This is a genomic window from Streptomyces sp. NPDC016459 (assembly GCF_040632845.1).
Taxonomy (GTDB): domain Bacteria; phylum Actinomycetota; class Actinomycetes; order Streptomycetales; family Streptomycetaceae; genus Streptomyces.
On the sequence record NZ_JBEYCR010000012.1, the window covers coordinates 50,846 to 69,680 of the forward strand.

The window sequence follows — 18,835 nt, forward strand, 5'->3', positions numbered from 1 at the left end:
GTCGGCTTTTCGACTCTGTTGTCCACGTGTGCTGTTCGGGAGACCCGCCTCACTCCTCACCGATGTCCTCGTTCCACAGAGCCGGCTGCTCGGCGATGAACTCCCGCATGAGCGCGACGCACTCGGGATCGTCGAGCACCACGACCTCCACGCCGTGCTCGGCCAGCCAGTCGTGCCCGCCGTGGAAGGTCTCCGCTTCCCCGACGACCACCCGCGAGATCCCGAACTGCCGGACGAGCCCGGAGCAGTACCAGCAGGGCGAGAGGGTGGTGACCATGGTCGTCCCCCGGTACGAGCGCTGCCGCCCGGCCGCCCGGAAGGCGGCCGTCTCCCCGTGCGCGGACGGGTCCCCGTCCTGCACCCGCCGGTTGCGCCCCCGCCCGAGCAGAGTCCCGTCGGATCCGTAGAGCGCGGCCCCGATGGGGACCCCGCCCTCGTCCCGCCCCGCCCGGGCCTCGGCGACGGCGGTCGCGAGCCAGCGGCGGGCTTGTTCCTTGTCCATGCGGGGACTCTTCCCCGGTGGGGCGTGGACCTCACCCCAGCACGGCCATGTGTGCGGCGACGGTCGGCGCGGGCCGTGCCACGGCTGGATACGCTGGCCGGGGCACCCCTTGGAAGACATGGTGACGACACAGCCTGAGCACACCGGAGAACTCATCCCGCGCCCCGAGCAGACGCCCTCCGCTCTACGAGCGGCCCTCGCGGTCGTCGCTCCCGAGCGGCTCCCCGAGATGGACGCCAGCCAACGCGCCGCTGTGACGGAGGCCATCGAGCAGAGCGGCATCACCCCTCTGCGCATGTTCCTGGTCCAGTGGGCGGCCGTCATCGAGATCGAACGCTTCCCCGACACCGCCCGAGAACTGCGCCGCGCCGAATACCTGGCCCAGATCGCGGAGGACCCGGAGGAGAGCCGGCGGTATGTCCGGGCGGCCGGGGGCATCATCCGTGCCGCGCACGAGGCGGTGGGCTTCTCATCCCGCGATGCGTGCGCGGCTGCGCCCATCAGATGACCTGCCTCAGAGGCAGGGCGGGCCTCACCCTCCGGCGGGGGTGACGTAGGAACCCTTGCCGGGCACGGTGATGATCAGCCCTCGTTCGCGGAGTTCACGCATGGCCCGGCGGGCAGTCAGTACGGCGATGCCGTACTCCTCGGCGAGGCGGGCCGGTGTGGGGATCATCCGGTCGGGGGCGTACTCGCCGGTTTCGATCTTCGCTGCGATCACTTCGGCCAGCTGCATGTACAGCGGGCGGGCCGACTGTGGGTCAAGGCTCATGTACTCACGCTAGATAGTCACACAAGTACACGTTCGGATGGGTCTAGATGCACCGTGATGCATCACAGTGCATCACGCACTACGGTGTGGGGCACGAAGCGGAGGACCCCGGCGACCGCTGGAACCGGTCCCGGGGCATGGCCACCAACTAGCAAGGAGTTGATGACGCGCGGAACCCTATCGCGCGCGTTCTGGGCAGGGCGCTGATCCCCGTACTGATCGGGCTGCTGATGCTGACCCTGCCACCCACCGGCCGGCACCGACCCCGCCCGGTCACCCACCCCCGCCCGGCATCCCCGCCCCCGGCGCAACGCCACCGCGCCCCCGCCCGGCGCTCCCCCTACGCCCGGGAGCAGGCCCTGCTCCTCGACGGCTCCCGGGCGCCTCTCGCGCGTCCCTACCTGACGGCCATGTCGGCGCGGGCGGTGCAGCGGAGGCGTCGGCGGGCGCTGTGGCTGGCCACGGTCGGGGTGGATGTCGACCAGCGCAACATCCATGCCGGGACCGCCCGATGAGCCGCTGCGGGGCGCGGCGCTCCGTGTTCGCCGTCGCGGAGGTGGTGCGACCGTTGTGGGGTGGCTCCGTCTGCGTGCTCGCCATGGGGCACGGCGGGCCGCACCGCGACCGCGCGGGGGACGGTTGGTGGGTGACGCCGGAGATCGCGGACGCGGTGACCGTGTCCCTGCTGGCCGACGCCTTGACGGCTGGGCCCGTCGAGCCGGAGTACATGTCACCGTGCTGCGTCATGGGCCGCCACAATCGCTGCCGGGACCACGTTCCCCGCGACAGCGGCGTACAAGGAGTCCGTTATCTCGTGTGCGGGTGCCTCTGTCATCCGGCGCCCCCTACCCGGCTCTGATGCCCCGGACGAGCAGAGTCCGAGGGCGCCGCACGGGCCGGCGCGACCCCCGGATCGAGTCGTCGCCACTCTCCCGGTCACACGCCGACGCCCACCCCCTCCTCATGAGGGAACCGCGCGAGCGGCGTCTCGCTCTCGAAGAAGGTCTTCGCTCGGCGCATGGCGGCCTCGTCCGCGCGGACTCGGCCCGGACGGGAGCCCGTGCCCGTGAGGAGGCCGCCGAAGTGCATCCGCAGGTAGGCCGCCGAGTGGTTCAGGGTCGTCGCCAGGCCGTCCGCGACCGCGTGGTCGTCGTCGGCCATGACCGTCACTCCCCACAGCGTCCGGCCCGCCATCCGCTGCTTGAAGTCCGAGCCGGGGACGTTCAGCCAGCCCGACCAGTAGTCGAGGTAGCGCTTGGTCTGGGCCGAGAGGGTGTACCAGTACAGCGGCGAGGCGATGACGATGTCGGTGGCCTCCAGCGTCGCCTGCCGCAGCAGTTCCTCGTTCTCGGCGGCCGGCCAGCCCTCGGTCTCGTGCCGGCCGTCCTGGAAGTCGGGGAGCGGCAGCCGGTTCAGGTCCACCCAGCGCTGCGGGATTCCGGCGGGCAGCTGCGCGGCGGCCGTGCGGGCGAGGATCTCGGTGTTGCCGTCGGAGCGCGAGCTGCCGAGGACGAAGAGGAACGAGCGGGACGGGCGGTCCGGGTGGGACGAGCCGCCTGCGGTGTCGAGGGTCATGTCGTCTGCTCCGGTGTCGAGGGCGCCTCCTGCTTCGGGGCCAACTCCCGTTTCCCCGAACGTATTCCGGCCCCCATCGGCCCCGCCGATCGCCCCCATCGGAAGGACGCCCCACTGGCCCGTGGACCGCCTCCCGGGCCGTCCGTAGCGTCGGTCCCATGAGAAACGAGACCAGGGGAACCGTCGAACTCACCCTCGCCATGGTGCTCTCCGGCACCCTCGGCGTCTTCGTCGTCGAGTCCGGGGCGTCGCCGTTCGAGGTGGTGTTCTTCCGGTGCCTCTTCGGGGCCGCCGCCCTCGGCGCGTACAGCCTCGTCCGGGGGTTCTTCGCCGGGCACGGGTTCACCGCCGGGAAGCTGGGGCTGGCCGCGCTCGGCGGGGTGTTCATCGTCTTCAACTGGGTGTTCCTCTTCGAGGCGTACGAAGCCACCTCGATCTCGCTGGCCACCGTCGTCTACCACACCCAGCCCTTCTTCCTGGTGCTGCTCGGGGCGGTGTTCCTGCGGGAGCGGATATCCGCAAGGAAGCTGGGGTGGCTCGCGGTCGCCTTCGTCGGGCTCGTGCTCGTCTCCGGGGTGCGGCCCGGGGAGACCGCGTCCCTCAAGGGGCTCGGGTTCGCGCTCGCCGCCGCCGTCCTCTACGCCCTCGCGACCTTCGTCACCAAGCGGATCACCGGCATACGACCCCATCTGATCGCCCTCGTACAGGTGGTCGTCGGGCTTCCGCTGCTGCTGCCCTTCACCGACTTCGGTGCCGTCGGTGGGCTCGGGGGCGGCTGGCTGTGGCTCGTGGGTCTCGGGCTCATCCACACGGGGCTGATGTACGTGCTCATGTACGCCGCCTACGCCAAGCTGCCCACGGCGAAGATCGCCGTCCTCGCCTTCACCTACCCGGCCGTCGCCATGGGCGTCGACTGGGCGGTGTACGGCCACCACATCGGGCTCGTCCAGGCCCTCGGCGTGCCCCTCATCGTGCTCGCCAGCCTCAAGGTCACCCTGTCGGGCTCGGGCTCCCGCCCGGGCTCTGCTCCCGCACGAGGCGTCGCGCCTGCTCCACGAACAGCCGGACATGCGCCGGAAGCTGCTTCCCCCGCCGCCACGCGAGCTGGGTGAAGAGCGTGAACGGGGCCTCCCAGGCAAGCTCCGCCAGCGCCCCGGACGCCAGTTCCTCCGCGACCGCCACCCGGGGCAGCAGCGCCACCCCGAGGCCCGCCGCCACCCCGCGCTTCGTCGCCTCGATCGTGCCGAACTCCATGAACGGCGGCGCCCACTCCCGCAGCTCCGCCTCGAACAGGTCGCGGTACGGGCAGCCGGGCTCCGTGCCCACCAGCCGGGCCCCGGCCACCTCCGCGCTCGTCAGCCCCGCGCGCCCCACCAGCGGATGGCCGGGGGCGGCCACCAGGGCCAGCGGTTCGGGCGCGAGGACCTCCGACTCCAGGCCCTCGTGCTCGGTGCCGGGCTCCATGAGGAAGCCGACGTCGTACGTGCCCTGCCGCAGCGCCTGCCGGGTCTCGTCCCCGAGCGTGGGCCGCAGGGTGAGCCGCACCGCCGGGTAGCGGTGGTGGAAGTACTCCAGGAGCGGCGGCAGCCGGTACGAGGTGAGGGACTCCATCGTGCCGACGGCGATCGTCCCCGAAGGGGCCCCCGCGCTCGCCACGGCCGTACGGGCCTCCTCCGCCAGCTCCGCCATCCGGCGCGCGTACGGCAGGAGCCGCTCCCCGGCGCCGGTGAGCCGGATGCGGCTGCCGAGCCGCTCGAAGAGCTCCACGCCGAGCGAGGACTCCAGGGACCGGATCTGGCCGGTGACGCTGGACTGCGCGTAGCCGAGGTCGGCGGCGGCCCGGGTGAAGGAGAGGACCGTCGCGACCTTCTCGAAGGTGACCAGGAGCCGCAGCTCCATCAGTGCTCCCGCCCCACGCCCCGCCGCGAGCCCATCAGCTCCCGGTCCTCTCGCCGTACCGCGAGCCCATCAGGCCTCCGTGTCCTCGCCGCGGTCGCGCTTCTTCAGCTCCTCCTCGCGGCGGCGGCGCTCCGCCTCCAGGGCGTCGCGGTCCTCGCGGTCGTCCGGGCCGGACCCGTCCCCCGGGTCCTGGTCGCTCTTCTTCTCGTCCTTCAGCGACTTCAGGAACTCGGGGTTGTCGTCGGGGGCCACCCAGCCGCCGGCGCCCGCGCCGCCCCTGGTCCTCGGCCGCCGCTCCTTGCCGGCGGCGATCCAGCCGACCGCGCCGACCACGGAGAACAGCAGGATCACGATGGCCCAGACCGGCTTCGGAAGGTGCTTGACCTCTTCCTCCGGGGTGTTGAGGCAGTCGATGAAGGCGTAGATCATCAGCGCCAGCGGCAGGATGAACAGCAGCGCCCTGAGCATGTGGGACAGCCCCCTGGAAGCGGTGGCGGGGGCGCGCTACGGCGGCCCCGGTGACAGGTCCAGGGTAGCCGGTGACCGATACTTGCCCGTATGGCTTACGACGATCTCCGCTCGCTGCTCAGGGCGCTTGAGCGTGATGGCGACCTCAAGCGCATCAAGGCCGAAGTCGACCCGTACCTGGAGGTCGGGGAGATCGTCGACCGGGTGAACAAGGCGGGAGGCCCTGCGCTTCTCTTCGAGAACGTCAAGGGCTCCTCGATGCCGCTCGCGATGAACGTCTTCGGGACGGACCGCCGGCTGCTCAAGGCCCTCGGCCTGAAGTCGTACGGCGAGATCAGCGAGAAGATCGGCGGGCTGCTCAAGCCCGAGCTCCCGCAGGGCTTCGTCGGCGTCCGGGAGGCCTTCGGCAAGCTGGGCTCGATGGTCCACGTGCCGCCGAAGAAGGTGAAGTCGGACGACGCGCCCGTGCAGGAGGTCGTCCTCACCGGGGACGACGTCGATCTGGACGCGCTGCCCGCGCTCTTCACCTGGCCGAAGGACGGCGGGTCCTTCTTCAACCTGGGGCTCACCCACACCAAGCACCCGGAGACCGGCGTGCGGAACCTGGGTCTCTACCGCCTCCAGCGGCACGACAAGCGCACCATCGGCATGCACTGGCAGATCCACAAGGACAGCCGCAACCACTACGCGGTCGCGGCGGAGCGGGGCGAGCGGCTGCCGGTCGCGATCGCCTTCGGCTGCCCGCCGGCCGTGACGTACGCCTCGACGGCCCCGCTGCCGGGTGACATCGACGAGTACCTCTTCGCCGGCTTCGTGCAGGGCAAGCGGGTCGAGATGGTCGACTGCAAGACCGTCCCGCTCCAGGTCCCGGCGAACGCCGAGGTCGTCGTCGAGGGCTGGCTGGAGCCGGGGGAGATGCTGCCGGAGGGGCCCTTCGGCGACCACACCGGCTTCTACACCCCGCAGGAGCCCTTCCCGGCGCTGAGGATCGACTGCGTGACGATGCGGAAGCGTCCGCTGCTCCAGTCGATCGTCGTCGGCCGGCCGCCGACCGAGGACGGTCCGCTCGGCCGTGCGACGGAGCGTTTCTTCCTGCCGCTCCTCAAGATCATCGTGCCGGACATCGTCGACTACCACCTGCCGGAGTCGGGCGGCTTCCACAACTGCGCGATCGTCTCGATCGACAAGAAGTACCCGAAGCACGCGCAGAAGGTCATGCACGCCATCTGGGGCGCGCACATGATGTCGCTGACCAAGCTGATCATCGTGGTCGACAAGGACTGCGACGTCCACGACCTCCACGAGGTGTCCTGGCGGGCCCTCGGCAACACCGACTACTCGCGTGACCTCACCGTCGTCGAGGGCCCGGTCGACCACCTCGACCACGCCTCCTACCAGCAGTTCTGGGGCGGCAAGGCGGGCATCGACGCCACGAAGAAGCTTCCCGAGGAGGGCTACACCCGGGACGGCGGCTGGCCGGACATGGTCGAGTCGGACCCGGCGACGGCCGCCCTCGTGGACCGCCGCTGGAAGGAGTACGGACTGTGACGACCGCGGCCGTGCCCGGCGCCCAGCCGGGACGCACGAAGGCCTTCCTGCGGCTCGTGATGATCGAGCACTCGGTCTTCGCGCTGCCCTTCGCGTACACCGCCTCGCTCACCGCGATGTTCCAGCTCGACCGGAACATCCACTGGTGGACGCTGCTGCTCGTCACCGTCTGCATGGTGGGGCTGCGGACCTTCGCCATGGCCTGCAACCGGATCATCGACCGCGAGATCGACGCGCGTAATCCGCGGACTGCGAACCGCGAGCTGGTGACCGGTGCGGTGTCCGTCCGCTCGGCGTGGACCGGGGCCGGGATCGCCGTCGTCGTCTTCCTCGGCGCCGCGGCCCTGCTCAACCCGCTCTGTCTGGCGCTCGCGCCGCTCGCCGTCGTCCCCATGGTCGTCTATCCGTACGGCAAGCGGTTCACGAACTTCCCGCACGCCATCCTGGGGCTCGCCCAGGCCATGGGGCCGATCGGCGCCTGGATCGCGGTGACCGGCGAGTGGTCCTGGGACGCGGTGATCCTGGGCCTCGCGGTGGGCGTCTGGATCGGCGGCTTCGACCTGATCTTCGCCTGTCAGGACGTGCAGGCGGACCGCGCTCACGGCGTGCTGTCCGTCCCGGCGCGCTTCGGGATCCCGGCCGCGCTGTGGGGTGCCCGCGCCTCCGCGGTCGTCACCACGGGCCTGCTCGTCTGGTACGCGCTCGCGACCGGCGCCGGTGTCTTCTTCTGGACCGGTCTGGTGGTCGTGGCGGCCGCGTTCGTCTACGAGCACTCGATCGTGAAGCCGCACGACCTGTCCCGGCTGAACCGGGCGTTCTTCACGACGAACGGCTTCATCGGGATCAGCCTCTTCCTGTGCGCCCTCCTCGACCTGCTGGTCCGCGGGCTCACCCCGTAGCCCCGGCTCGATGATGGATAGGCTCGACGGCATGGACGACGGCATGGACGAAGGCCGCGGCGACGACGGCAGGCGCACCCCCTGGATCGTGGGGGTCTCCGGGGCGTCGGGTACGCCGTACGCCGCCGCCGTACTGAGGGGGCTGCTCGCCGCGGGGGAGAGCGTCGACCTCGTCGTGTCGCGGGCCTCGCGGCTCACGCTGCTCGACGAGACGGGGATCGCCTTCCGGGACGCGCACTGGCGCGAGGACCTGGAGACGTGGCTGGCGCGCGGCGCCGACGGCAAGCCGGACACCTTCGCGGTCGACGCGGGCGGGGTGCGGTACTGGGCGGCCGGTGACCTGGCCGCGGGGCCGTCCTCCGGCTCGTACCCGGCGAAGGGGATGCTCGTGGTGCCGGCCTCGACCGCGGCGGTGGCGGGAGTGGCCCTCGGGCTGTCGAAGGACCTGCTGCAGCGGGTCGCGAGCGTGACGCTGAAGGAGCGGCGGCCGCTGGTGGTCGCCGTGCGGGAGACCCCGCTGAACGGGCAGACGCTCAGGCACATGGTGGCGCTGGACGAGGCGGGCGCCGTGGTGCTGCCCGCCTCTCCGGCGTTCTACGCGGGGGCGACGCACATCCAGGATCTGGTGGACTTCGTCGCCGGGCGGGTGCTGGACGCGGCAGGGGTGCCGCACCGGCTGTACCGCCGTTGGGAGGGAGAGCTCGGTGGAGCGACCCGCCCGGTCTGATCAGCGCTTCTCGGCGTGCTTCTTCTCGGCACGCTTCGACGCGGCGGTCGGCTGGTGGGCACGCGAGCGGTTGGCCAGGTCCTGCAGCTCGCGCATACGGGCGTAGGCCATCTCGATCGTGTACACGGTGAGCACCACTCCTGAAAGATCGTCTGAGATCTGTTGAAAGATTCACAGGGTGTCGACCCCTGTGTACCTTAGATTCTATACCTAATCTTGCGGTATCGCTGGACAATGGAAGGCTTCGTACCTATGGACGCCGTGGACAGGCAGCTCATCCAGGCTCTGCGCGAGAACGGTCGTGCCTCGTACGCCGAGCTCGGCCGGCTCGTCGGGCTCTCCGGCCCCTCCGTCACCGACCGCATCAACCGCCTTGAGGCGGCCGGAGTCATCACCGGTTACCGCGCCACCGTCGACGCCGCCTCGCTCGGCCTCGGCGTCACCGCCCTCATCGGCATCTCCCTCTCCGACGCCGCCGACCACGAGGACGTGGCCCGCCGCCTCAAGGACCTCGCCGAGATCGAGGACTGCTGGTTCATCGCCGGCGACGACTCCTTCATGCTCAAGGTGCGCGCCAACGACGTCGACGGCCTGGAGAAGACGATCCGCCGCCTCAGCGGCACCAAGGGCGTCTCCCGCACCCGCACGACGATCGTGCTCTCGACGAAGTGGGAGAACCGGGTCGGGGAGCTGCCCGAGGAGGGCTGACCGGGGCGGGGGAGTACGGTTGGCAGGGCTTGTTTCGAAGATAAAGGGAGGCGGCCGTACATGGACGCGGGACTCAAGCGCGACCTTGAGCAGAAGGTCCGGGACGGTGAGCGGCTGAGCCGTGAGGACGGCATCGCCCTGTACGAGTCCGACGATCTCGCCTGGCTCGGCGGTCTGGCCCACGAGGTCCGGACCCGCAAGAACGGCGACGTGGTGCACTTCAATGTCAACCGGCATCTGAACATGACCAACGTCTGCACCGCCTCCTGCGCCTACTGCTCCTTCCAGCGCAAGCCGGGCGAGAAGGACGCGTACACCATGCGCATCGAGGAGGCCGTGCGCCTCGCGAAGGCGATGGAGAACGAGAACCTCACCGAGCTGCACATCGTCAACGGCCTCCACCCCAACCTGCCGTGGCGGTACTACCCGCGCTCGCTCTCCGAGCTGAAGAAGGCGCTGCCGAACGTCTCCCTCAAGGCCTTCACCGCCACCGAGATCCACCACTTCGAGACGATCTCCGGGATGTCCGCGTCCGACATCCTCGACGAGCTGATCGAAGCGGGTCTCGAGTCGCTGACCGGCGGCGGCGCCGAGATCTTCGACTGGGAGGTCCGCCAGCACATCGTGGACCACCGCACGCACTGGGAGGACTGGTCCCGGATCCACCGGCTCGCCCACGAGAAGGGGCTCAAGACCCCGTCGACCATGCTGTACGGGCACATCGAGGAGCCCCGGCACCGCGTCGACCACGTGCTCAGGCTGCGTGAGCTCCAGGACGAGACCGGCGGCTTCCAGGTCTTCATCCCGCTGCGCTACCAGCACGACTTCGTGGACATGCAGGACGGCAAGGTCCGCAACAGGCTCCAGGCGCGCACGACGATGGCGACCGGCGCCGAGGCGCTGAAGACCTTCGCGGTCTCCCGGCTGCTCTTCGACAACGTGCCGCACGTCAAGGTCTTCTGGGTCATGCACGGCGTCCAGACGGCGCAGCTCGCGCTCCAGCACGGCGCCGACGACATGGACGGCTCGGTCGTCGAGTACAAGATCACGCACGACGCCGACAACTACGGCACGCCGAACAAGCTGGGCCGCGAGGACCTGCTCGAACTCATCCGGGACGCGGGCTTCCGGCCGGTCGAGCGGAACACGCGGTACGAGATCATCCGCGAGTACCCGGGCCCGGACACGGAGCTGCGGGAGTCGCCGCAGGCGATGCGGGTCTGACGCACGTACGGGCGGAGGGCCCGGTGGGGGAGGTCCCCCGCCGGGCCTTCTTCTCATGCCCCGCCGGGCCCTCCGCTCATGCCCCGGTGTGCTCCACCGGGATCCAGAGTTCCGCGTGTGCCGTCGTCCAGTCCGCCGAGGGCCGGACGGCGAGCAGCTCGGGTCCCGGCCGGCTCGCGTACGGGTTGGACGGGAACCACTGGGTGAAGACGTCCCGCCACAGGTACTGCAGCGCCTTCGGGTACGCGCCCTCGTTCTCGAAGACCGCCCAGGTGCCGGCCGGCACGTCGAGCGCGTCGAACTCCTCCGGGACCTCGGCGCCGCTGACGGCCCCGTGCCAGTAGTCGAGCTCGGCGCCCTCCTCCCGGCTCTCCGTGAGGTGCGTGACCGCCGAGACGACCCCGTCGGGCCGGCCGTCCGAGAGGCGGGCGAGCCGCGTGAGGGCCTCCTGGCCGATGGACCTGATGTGCGCGGCGATCGCCGGGTTCTCCCCCTCGTGGACCAGGGGGACCCGGGTCCCGCGCCCGATGATCCTGAAGGCTTCCTTCTCCACGATCCTGTACCGCATGGTGCTGTTCCCTTCGACGACGAGGCGGAAGGACATCCGCGGCTGGGAGCGCAGCGCCGCTCCGGTACGGCGGGCCTCCCCGGGGCCGACCCCGTGCACCGCGCGGAACGCGCGGGCGAAGGCCTCCCCGGAGCCGTAGCCGTACCGGATCGCGATCTCCAGGAGCGTCCGCTCCCCGGCGAGCACCTCGGCGCCCGCGACGGTGAGCCGCCTGCGGCGGACGTACTCCGACAGGGGCATCCCGGCGAGCGCCGAGAACAGACGCCTCAGGTGGTACTCGGAGGTCGTGGCGATCCTGGCGAGTTCGGCCGGGTCGAGGTCGCCGTCGAGGCGCTCCTCGATGTGGTCGAGTGCCTGGTTGAGCCGCTCCAGCACGTGGTCCGTCCTTCCTTTTCCGTGCCTTCACCGTAGGAAGGGGCGGGGGTGCGGACCCGACATCCTGTGCCCGATCCGGCCGGGTCAGGTCAGGGGCAGCAGCATGACGATGTCGTCGCGGTCGTCGCCGGGGGCGACCCGGATCGCGTCGGGGACGCGGCCGACCTCCTTGTAGCCGGCCTTGGCGTAGAAGCCGTCGACGCCGGTGCCGCCCCGACAGGTCAGCCGGATGGCCTCGATCGCCTCGAAGCCCTCGGCGGTGCGGGCGGTGTGCTCGACCGCCGCCATGAGGTCGCGGCCGTATCCCCTGCCCTGGTGGCGGGGGTGGACCATCACCGTGTAGAGCCACACCCAGTGGGTCATCAGCTGGTGGGTGTTGAAGGTGAAGAACGCGGTGGCGGCGACCTCGCCGTGCGCGTCGCGGCCGACGAGCAGGCGGGTGCCGCCCTCGGTCATCCCGATGAGGTGCTTGAGCAGCACGGGACGGATGTCGTCGGGGGTGACGGGAGGGACGAAGCCGACCGAGCCGCCGGCGTTGGAGACGTCGGCCCAGAGGGAGAGCACGCCGTCGCGCAGGGCGCGGTCGACCGCCGGGTCCATCTCGAACGTAAGGGTCATACTGGAATCGTATCTATTACCGAATGGGTGCTCAAGAGGCCCGGGCCGGGGTGTACCGGTGTCCCGTGCTTCACTGGAGGGGCCCGGGTGCCGTAGGGGATCCCGGGCGCTTCCCGGAAACGTCGGAACGGAAGAGTGGGCTGACATGCTCCGCTACACGCTGATGCGTCTCGGCATCTTCGCCGGATGCTTCCTCGCCCTGTGGGGTCTCGTCTACGTCGGTGCGCTGCCCCGCGGTCTCGGCGACTCGAACCTGCTCTGGGTCCTCATGCTGTCCCTCGTCATCTCCGCCCCGCTGAGCTTCGTCCTCCTGCGCAAGGTACGGGACGAGGCGAGCGCCGAGGTGGCGGCGAAGGTCGACCGCGCCAAGGACCGGCTCGCGGCGAACCGGTCCCAGGAGGACGCGCTGTAGCCCGTGAAGACCGCGTAAGCAACATCACAGACCGTCCGCCCCGGGCGGGAGCTTCCCAGGCTCCTGGCCGGGGCGTACTGCGTTTCGGAGGCGGCGGGCCGCCCGCACACCCCAAAGAAGGGCTTTGAGGTTCTCAAAGTTCAAGTGTTAACGTATTCGGCATGACGACAGCAGTGCGCCCCTCCGACGCCGCGAGCACCCCGCTCGTGGCGCGCCTGCACGTCGACCTCTGCCGCTGTATGTCCGCGGTCTGTTGCCGCGCGCTCTGACCCGGCATCATGCAGCGGCCCGCGTACAACGCGTGTGTGCCGCACCCCCGTCCCCGTATTGCCCGATACGCACCTGTGGAGTGTGTCTGTGTCCGCGTCCGCGACCACGCCCGACGAGAAGAAGTCCCCGACTTCCTCGCGCATACCGAAGGTCCCCTTCTGGGCCCAGATCATCGCCGGTCTCGTCCTCGGCGCCCTGCTCGGCTGGATCGCCCGCAGCCAGGACGTCTCCTGGCTGAAGGAGACCCTCGGCCAGATCGGTGACATCTTCGTCCAGCTGCTCAAGCTGGCCGTCGCCCCGCTCGTCTTCTTCGCGATCCTGGTCTCGATCACCAACCTGCGGAAGGTGAACAACGCCGCCAGGCTCGCCACCCGCACCCTGCTCTGGTTCATGATCACCTCGCTGATCGCGGTCGCCATCGGCCTCGCCATCGGCCTGATCACCAACCCGGGCGCCGGCACCGGCCTCACCCCGCAGGACGGCAAGCTGCCGAAGCGCGAGGGCTCCTGGATCGACTTCCTCACCGGCATCATCCCGACGGACGTCATCACGCCCTTCACCGAGCTGAACGTCCTCCAGATCGTCTTCATGGCCGCCGTCGCCGGCATCGCCGCCCTCAAGCTCGGCGACCGGGCCAAGCCGATCCTCACCTTCTCCGAGTCGGTCCTGGAACTCCTCCAGAAGGCGCTGTGGTGGGTCATCCGCCTCGCCCCGCTCGGCACCGTCGGCCTCATCGGCTTCGCCATCGCCGACTACGGCTGGGACCTGATCGGCAAGTACGCGACCTTCACCGCCGACGTCTACATCGGCTGCGCCCTGGTCATGTTCGGCGTCTACCCGCTGCTGCTCGCCACGGTCGCCAAGGTCAACCCGATCCAGTTCTACAAGGGCGCCTGGCCGGCCATCCAGCTGGCCTTCGTCTCCCGCTCCTCGGTCGGCACCATGCCGGTCACCCAGAAGGTCACCGAGCGCCTCGGCGTCCCGAAGGAGTACGCCTCCTTCGCCGTCCCGTTCGGCGCCACCACCAAGATGGACGGCTGCGCCGCGATCTACCCGGCGCTCGCCGCGATCTTCATCGCGCAGATCTTCGACGTCCAGCTCGGTATCGGTGACTACCTGCTCATCGCCTTCGTCTCCGTCATCGGTTCGGCGGCCACCGCCGGCCTGACCGGCGCGACGGTCATGCTGACCCTGACCCTCTCCACCCTCGGCCTCCCGCTGGAGGGCGTCGGCCTCCTCATGGCGATCGACCCGATCCTGGACATGATGAGGACGGCTACGAATGTTGCAGGCCAGGCGGTGGTCCCGGTGATCGTCTCCGCCCGCGAGAAGATCCTGGACCTCACCGCGTACGAGAACGCCTCGTCGTCCCCGATCGACGACGTGGCCGACAGCCGCGAGGCCGAGCAGAAGGTCTCGGTGCCGGTCCCGGCCTGACACGCCCCGCGCGTCCTTCGGCCTGACACGCCCCGCGCGTCCGACGGCCCACGTGCCCCCTGCCCGGTCCGGGCAGGGGGCACGTACGCTTCTGCGGGGCATCCAGTGGATCTTGGAAGCAGGGGTGGGGCGCCATGGCCGGCGGTGCGAAGGCGCGACGATTGCCGAGGGCCGTGCGGGAGCGGCAGATGCTGGACGCGGCGGTGCGGTGCTTCGCGCGGCACGGGTACCAGACGGCGTCCATGGACGACATCGCCGAGCTCGCCGGGGTCTCCAAACCGCTGGTGTACCTCTATCTGCACTCCAAGGAGGAGCTCTTCACCGCCGTGATCCGGCGGGAGGCGCAGGCGCTGCTGACCGTCGTCGCCGAGGCGGTCGTCGACCGGAGCGCGCCGCCCGACGAGCGGCTGTGGGCGGGGCTCCTCGCCTTCTTCACGTACGCCGCCGAGCACCCCGACTCCTGGGCGGTGCTCAGTCGGCAGGCGCGGACGCAGGGGGAGCCGTTCGCCGGGGAGGCGGCCCGGATGCGGGACGGGATCACGGCGTTCGTGGCCGGTCTGATCGGGGAGGCGGCACGGGAGGCGCGGGGCGCCGCCGCCATCACGGACCGGGACGTGGCCGCGCTCGCGCAGGCGCTCGTCGGTTCGGCCGAGTCGCTGGCAGCCTGGGCGAACGAGACGCCGGGGGTGACGGCCCGGGAGGCGGCCGCGACGCTGATGAACTTCGCGTGGGCCGGGCTCGGGAACCTGATGAAGAGCGAGCGGTGGTCTCCGGGGCGGTGAGCCGGGCTCCCTGAGTCGGCCTCCGCATACTCGCGCCGCTCTCCCCCAGGGCCTTACCGCGCAGTAAGGTTACCGGCTAGTCACTCACGTGAAGCAGACAACGCACCGACGTACGACCTCAGTTCATCGCGCAGACCGAGGAGCCGCACGTGTCCGTCGTCCATGCCCCGTCCGAGAGCGAACCCGTCGAACCGCGCAGGATCCTGGTCGGCGGGGTGGTGCGGGAGGTCTCCGTGCCCGCCCTCGCCCCGCCGGTCCGCCGGGGGTCCCTCGCCGACCTGCCGTACGACAACGCCCGCCAGGAACCGGGAGCCGTCCTCTTCTCCCGCAAGGGACCGCAGGGGGAGTGGCACGACGTCACCGCCTCCGCCTTCGCCGCCGAGGTCCACTCCGTCGCCAAGGGGCTCGTCGCCCAGGGCCTGCGCCCCGGCGACCGGCTCGCCCTCATGGCCCGCACCACCTACGAGTGGACCCTCCTCGACTTCGCCGCCTGGGCCGCAGGACTCGTCACCGTCCCCGTCTACCCGACCTCCTCCGCCTTCCAGACCCGCTGGATCCTCCAGGACTCCGGCGCCGCCGCCTGCGTCGTCGAGGACCCCGAGCAGGCCCGGCTCGTCTCCGCCGAAAGACGGCAGCTGCCCGGCCTCGCCCACCTGTGGGTCCTCGGCACCGGCGCCGTCGACCAGCTCCGCCGCGCCGGGGCCGGAGTCGCCGACGAGGCCGTCACCGCCCGCCGGGGACTGCTCACCCCCGAGACCCTCGCCACCCTCGTCTACACCTCGGGCACCACCGGCCGCCCCAAGGGCTGTGCCCTCACCCACACCAACTTCTTCGCCGAGGTCGACAACGCCGTCCGGCTCCTCCACCCCGTCTTCGTCGCCGACAGCGAGGAACCCGCCGCGACCCTGCTCTTCCTGCCGCTCTCCCACGTCTTCGGACGGATGGTCGCCGTCGCCTGCGTCCGGGCCCGGGTCCGCGTCGGCCACGCCCCCACGGTCGAGGGACCGGAACTCCTCGACGACCTCGCGGGCTTCCGCCCCACCTTCCTCCTCGCCATCCCCTACGTCCTGGAGAAGGTCTACAACAGCGCCCGCGCCACCGCCGAACGCGGTGGGAGGGCCGCCGCGTTCGACCGGGCCGCCACCATCGCCCGCCGCTACGGAAGGACAGCGGCCCCCTCGCTCTCCCTGCGCGCGGCACGGGCGCTGTACGACCCGCTCGTCTACCGGCGCATCCGGGCCGCGCTCGGCGGCAGGCTCGCGTACGTGATCTGCGGCGGCTCCCCGCTCGCCGCGCCGCTCGCCGAGTTCTACGCGGGCGCGGGCGTCGAGGTCTTCGAGGGGTACGGCCTGACGGAGACCACGGCGGCCTCCACGGTCACCCCGCCCCGGCGGCCCCGCACCGGGACCGTCGGCTGGCCCCTGCCGGGCACGGCCGTGCGGATCGCCGACGACGGCGAGGTCTGGCTCAAGGGCGGCCACGTCTTCGCCGGGTACTGGGACGCCCGGCGCGGAGCGGCCGTGCCGTACACCGACGACGGCTGGTTCCCCACCGGCGACCTCGGCTCCCTGGACGCCGACGGCTACCTGCGGATCACCGGCCGCAAGAAGGACCTGATCATCACCTCGGCCGGCAAGAACGTCGCTCCCGCCCCCCTGGAGGACTGGCTGCGGGCCCATCCGCTGATCGCCCGGTGCGTGGTCCTCGGCGACGACCGCCCCTACATCACCGCCCTCGTCACCCTCGACCACGAAGGGCTGACCCACTGGCGGCGGATGCGGCGCAAGGACCATCTGGCGCTCTGGGAGCTGACCCGGGACGAGGAGCTGCTCGCCGTGGTCCAGCGCGCGGTGGACGACGCCAACCGGCTGGTCTCGCGGGCGGAGTCGATCCGCGCCTTCCGCGTCCTGACCGCCGAGTTCACCGAGAGCTCCGGACACCTGACACCGTCGCTCAAACTCAGACGGCGCGCGGTGCTACGGGACTTCGCCCGCGAGATCGAGGAGATGTACGGGGCGGGGGACGCCCCGTAAGGGCTCCGCCCCGTACCCGGCCCGTTCCTCAGACCGTGAGGGACACCTCGTGGATCTCGTCGGCGGAGTGGCCCGTGCGGGCGTGGACCCGCTGGACCGCCTCGGCCGACGGGCCGTGCGACAGGCAGTAGACCGTCCCCGACTCCGGGTCGGCCCACGCCCTCTCGAAGTGCACTCCCTCGTCCTTCTCGACGGCGAGATCGGCCTGGTGCGCCTCGTTCAACTGCTCGGCCGTGATGCCCGTCATGCCCCGGTGCACGTCCATGTACGTTGCCATGGTTCACCCACCTCCACTTCCATGGTGCGCCCTCACGGCCAGAGCAGCTCGCGCAGCCAGCCGGCCGCGGACACCGGGTCGCGGCGGTAGCGGAGGCGGAGGTGGCGGCGCCTGCCGTCGCCCTGGAAGAACTCCACCTCGGCCGGTTCCACGACGTACAGGGTCCAGCTGGGGGCCGGGGCGTCGGGCTCCCTCTCGGCCCGGTGCCAGGCCGCGGCGCTCGCCTCCGCGAGGGTCGCGGGGGAGTCCAGGACCTCGCTCTGCCGGCCGACGAGCGCCGAGGCGAGGGCGCCGGTGGTGCGGGCGTGGAGGTCCTCGTACGCCTCCTCGGCGGTGCCGGTGGTGACGTGGCCCCTGATCCGGACCTGGCGGCCCTGGACCGGCCAGTAGAAGCCGAGGGCGGCCGCGGGGCGGGCGGCGAGCTGGCGGCCCTTGGCGCTGGTGGCGTGCGAGGCGAAGTGCCAGCCGCGCGCGTCGGCGCCGTGCAGCATCACCGTACGGACGTCCGGCATGCCGTCCTCGTCCACGGTGGCCAGGGAGAGGGTGTGCGGTTCGGTCTGGCCGGCCGCGACCGCCGACGTGAACCAGTCGTGGAAGAGCGGCAGCGGCGAGGGTGGGGCGCCCGCGGGATCGAAGGAGGGCAGCTCGGTGTCCCAGACCTTCAGGGAGCGCAGGGCGTGGTGGAAGTCGGTCATGCGGCCACGGTAGGGGGCGGGGAGGGGTGGGAGTCGGTCATGCGGTGGGCGATGGACGGTCAGGGCGTCGGCCCCGGTCCGGCACCACCGTTCCCGACGAGCAGAACCAGCCCTCCGTGCACGGCGACGCCGACGGCGGTCCGTGGGAGCGGGCAGCCGTCGGCGTCGGCGACAGGACGGGGGAAGGAGGGAGTGGGGCTACCTGGTCGGCTTCTTTCCGGTGATGCCCAGATGCACCAACAAGGCCAGGTTCGGCCTGAGTTCGGCCTGCTTCACACCCCAGGTCGTGAAGCCCTTCTGGTGGCCGGCGACCGAGGCCAGCATCGTCACGAGCGATCCCGCCATGGCGGCGGGGCTGACCTCCTTATCGACCTTGCCCTTGGCCTGGAGCTCCTTCACCGCTTCCGTCAGGGAGTTGGTGACCGAGTTGAGGATCTTCATGCGGATCTTGTAGAACCGCTTGTCGCCCTCCGCGGCGCCGAGGTCCACCACCCGGAGGATCGCGTCGTGCTTCCGCCAGAAGTCCAGGAAGCCTTCGACCAGTTCCTCGGAGGTCTGCCAGCCGGCCTTCCCGACCCAGGAGCGACCGGAGACCAGCCCGGTCAATCCGGTGCCCTCCTTGGCCATTTCCTCCGCGATCTCGAGAACCGCTCCCTCGACGTCCGGGAAGTACTGATAGAACGTCGCGGGTGAAGTACCCGCCTTCCGGGCCACATCGATGACCTTGACGTCCCGGTAGGGCGAGGAGCTGAGCATCTCACCGAGGCAGTCGAGCAGCTTCTGCCGCGTCGCCTGACCGCGTCGTCCGGCCACGCGGCCGTCGACGGTGCGTACTTGTCCTGTCATGTCGTCAGCTTACCGAGGGGGGGTCGGCGCGCGATTCGGCCGACTGCAAATGGGGTGCGACCCTGCCCTGCGGGTGTTCTGCGAGGTCGGCACGCGTGTCCTGGTGCGGGCCTCTCGGGGCGCAGGGGCGGTTTCAAGCCAGAGTGGTGGCGCTGGCGGGGTGGCCCGTGGGAGCCCCCGTACCCGCCCCGCACCCCGCC

22 protein-coding genes and 1 pseudogene are annotated in these 18,835 nt (G+C 70.9%); 12 read left to right on the plus strand and 11 right to left on the minus strand.

Annotated features, from left to right (window positions below):
* Positions 1–49: 49 nt before the first annotated feature.
* Positions 50–502: a nucleoside deaminase gene (locus ABZ567_RS25165; protein ID WP_360793675.1), complete on the minus strand. Its 453-nt coding sequence runs from the start codon at positions 500–502 to the stop codon at positions 50–52.
* A 121-nt stretch (positions 503–623) separates the two neighbouring features.
* On the opposite strand from ABZ567_RS25165, the gene ABZ567_RS25170 reads away from it, so the two are divergent.
* A complete protein-coding gene (locus ABZ567_RS25170) occupies positions 624–1,010 on the plus strand; it encodes a hypothetical protein (RefSeq protein ID WP_360793677.1) in 387 nt (128 codons plus the stop codon).
* Between the two features lie 24 nt (positions 1,011–1,034).
* Here the strand turns inward: ABZ567_RS25170 and ABZ567_RS25175 are convergent, their stop codons facing one another.
* Entirely contained in the window at positions 1,035–1,274 is a 240-nt protein-coding gene (locus ABZ567_RS25175) for a winged helix-turn-helix domain-containing protein (RefSeq protein WP_360793679.1), read from the minus strand.
* 230 nt (positions 1,275–1,504) lie between these two features.
* Between ABZ567_RS25175 and ABZ567_RS25180 the strand changes: the two genes are divergently transcribed.
* A complete protein-coding gene (locus ABZ567_RS25180) occupies positions 1,505–1,789 on the plus strand; it encodes a hypothetical protein (RefSeq protein WP_360793681.1) in 285 nt (94 codons plus the stop codon).
* A gap of 421 nt (positions 1,790–2,210) precedes the next feature.
* Here the strand turns inward: ABZ567_RS25180 and ABZ567_RS25185 are convergent, their stop codons facing one another.
* Positions 2,211–2,849 (minus strand): NAD(P)H-dependent oxidoreductase, encoded by a 639-nt coding sequence (locus ABZ567_RS25185; RefSeq protein WP_360793683.1) that lies wholly within the window; start codon positions 2,847–2,849, stop codon positions 2,211–2,213.
* Between the two features lie 158 nt (positions 2,850–3,007).
* Here ABZ567_RS25185 and ABZ567_RS25190 point away from each other — a divergent pair, with 158 nt between their 5' ends.
* Positions 3,008–3,961, plus strand: coding sequence for a DMT family transporter (locus tag ABZ567_RS25190; protein WP_360793685.1), 954 nt, complete (start codon positions 3,008–3,010; stop codon positions 3,959–3,961).
* On the opposite strand, the pseudogene ABZ567_RS25195 reads toward ABZ567_RS25190, so the two are convergent.
* Both ABZ567_RS25195 and ABZ567_RS25200 read right to left on the minus strand, forming a co-directional pair.
* Positions 3,873–4,748, minus strand: a pseudogene (locus tag ABZ567_RS25195) (LysR family transcriptional regulator); the annotation flags it as partial. The gene ABZ567_RS25190 and the pseudogene ABZ567_RS25195 overlap by 89 nt on opposite strands.
* A gap of 69 nt (positions 4,749–4,817) precedes the next feature.
* Positions 4,818–5,216 (minus strand): PLD nuclease N-terminal domain-containing protein, encoded by a 399-nt coding sequence (locus ABZ567_RS25200; RefSeq protein ID WP_360793687.1) that lies wholly within the window; start codon positions 5,214–5,216, stop codon positions 4,818–4,820.
* A gap of 90 nt (positions 5,217–5,306) precedes the next feature.
* On the opposite strand from ABZ567_RS25200, the gene ABZ567_RS25205 reads away from it, so the two are divergent.
* The 3 genes from ABZ567_RS25205 to ABZ567_RS25215 are packed head-to-tail and all read left to right on the plus strand — an operon-like array spanning position 5,307 to position 8,390.
* Positions 5,307–6,764 (plus strand): menaquinone biosynthesis decarboxylase, encoded by a 1,458-nt coding sequence (locus tag ABZ567_RS25205; protein ID WP_360793689.1) that lies wholly within the window; start codon positions 5,307–5,309, stop codon positions 6,762–6,764.
* Positions 6,761–7,663, plus strand: coding sequence for a menaquinone biosynthesis prenyltransferase MqnP (gene mqnP / locus ABZ567_RS25210; protein ID WP_360793691.1), 903 nt, complete (start codon positions 6,761–6,763; stop codon positions 7,661–7,663). Before ABZ567_RS25205 ends, mqnP begins: the two co-directional genes overlap by 4 nt.
* Positions 7,664–7,694: 31 nt before the next feature.
* Positions 7,695–8,390 carry a UbiX family flavin prenyltransferase gene (locus ABZ567_RS25215; RefSeq protein ID WP_360793693.1) on the plus strand — a complete coding sequence of 232 codons (696 nt, stop codon included), beginning with the start codon at positions 7,695–7,697 and terminating at the stop codon, positions 8,388–8,390.
* On the opposite strand, the gene ABZ567_RS25220 is transcribed toward ABZ567_RS25215, so the two are convergent.
* Entirely contained in the window at positions 8,391–8,528 is a 138-nt protein-coding gene (locus ABZ567_RS25220; RefSeq protein ID WP_360793695.1) for a hypothetical protein, read from the minus strand. It lies immediately after the preceding gene.
* A gap of 114 nt (positions 8,529–8,642) precedes the next feature.
* Between ABZ567_RS25220 and ABZ567_RS25225 the strand changes: the two genes are divergently transcribed.
* Together ABZ567_RS25225 and mqnE are read left to right on the plus strand one after the other, a co-directional pair.
* Positions 8,643–9,098, plus strand: coding sequence for an Lrp/AsnC family transcriptional regulator (locus ABZ567_RS25225; protein ID WP_017241016.1), 456 nt, complete (start codon positions 8,643–8,645; stop codon positions 9,096–9,098).
* A 60-nt stretch (positions 9,099–9,158) separates the two neighbouring features.
* The gene (mqnE, locus tag ABZ567_RS25230; protein WP_360793697.1) at positions 9,159–10,322 is read left to right on the plus strand and encodes an aminofutalosine synthase MqnE; all 1,164 of its coding nucleotides are present in this window, start codon (positions 9,159–9,161) and stop codon (positions 10,320–10,322) included.
* Between the two features lie 76 nt (positions 10,323–10,398).
* Here mqnE and ABZ567_RS25235 read toward each other — a convergent pair whose 3' ends face one another.
* Positions 10,399–11,265, minus strand: a complete 867-nt coding sequence (locus ABZ567_RS25235) for an AraC family transcriptional regulator (protein ID WP_360793699.1) — start codon at positions 11,263–11,265, stop codon at positions 10,399–10,401.
* A gap of 84 nt (positions 11,266–11,349) precedes the next feature.
* Positions 11,350–11,883, minus strand: a complete 534-nt coding sequence (locus ABZ567_RS25240) for a GNAT family N-acetyltransferase (protein WP_360793701.1) — start codon at positions 11,881–11,883, stop codon at positions 11,350–11,352.
* A gap of 145 nt (positions 11,884–12,028) precedes the next feature.
* On the opposite strand from ABZ567_RS25240, the gene ABZ567_RS25245 reads away from it, so the two are divergent.
* The 4 genes from ABZ567_RS25245 (at position 12,029) to ABZ567_RS25260 (ending at position 16,817) form a co-directional block, all read left to right on the plus strand.
* Positions 12,029–12,295, plus strand: coding sequence for a DUF4229 domain-containing protein (locus tag ABZ567_RS25245; protein ID WP_360793703.1), 267 nt, complete (start codon positions 12,029–12,031; stop codon positions 12,293–12,295).
* A 351-nt stretch (positions 12,296–12,646) separates the two neighbouring features.
* Positions 12,647–14,002, plus strand: coding sequence for a dicarboxylate/amino acid:cation symporter (locus ABZ567_RS25250; protein ID WP_360793705.1), 1,356 nt, complete (start codon positions 12,647–12,649; stop codon positions 14,000–14,002).
* A 134-nt stretch (positions 14,003–14,136) separates the two neighbouring features.
* The gene (locus ABZ567_RS25255; RefSeq protein WP_360793707.1) at positions 14,137–14,784 is read left to right on the plus strand and encodes a TetR/AcrR family transcriptional regulator; all 648 of its coding nucleotides are present in this window, start codon (positions 14,137–14,139) and stop codon (positions 14,782–14,784) included.
* Positions 14,785–14,933: 149 nt separating this feature from the next.
* Positions 14,934–16,817, plus strand: a complete 1,884-nt coding sequence (locus ABZ567_RS25260; protein WP_360793709.1) for an AMP-dependent synthetase/ligase — start codon at positions 14,934–14,936, stop codon at positions 16,815–16,817.
* 28 nt (positions 16,818–16,845) lie between these two features.
* On the opposite strand, the gene ABZ567_RS25265 is transcribed toward ABZ567_RS25260, so the two are convergent.
* From ABZ567_RS25265 to ABZ567_RS25275, 3 genes are all read right to left on the minus strand, one after another.
* Positions 16,846–17,094, minus strand: coding sequence for an SCO4226 family nickel-binding protein (locus tag ABZ567_RS25265; protein WP_360793711.1), 249 nt, complete (start codon positions 17,092–17,094; stop codon positions 16,846–16,848).
* Between the two features lie 32 nt (positions 17,095–17,126).
* The gene (locus tag ABZ567_RS25270) at positions 17,127–17,789 is read right to left on the minus strand and encodes a pyridoxal 5'-phosphate synthase (protein ID WP_360793713.1); all 663 of its coding nucleotides are present in this window, start codon (positions 17,787–17,789) and stop codon (positions 17,127–17,129) included.
* Between the two features lie 198 nt (positions 17,790–17,987).
* Positions 17,988–18,635, minus strand: a complete 648-nt coding sequence (locus ABZ567_RS25275) for a TetR family transcriptional regulator (RefSeq protein WP_360793715.1) — start codon at positions 18,633–18,635, stop codon at positions 17,988–17,990.
* Positions 18,636–18,835: the final 200 nt, after the last annotated feature.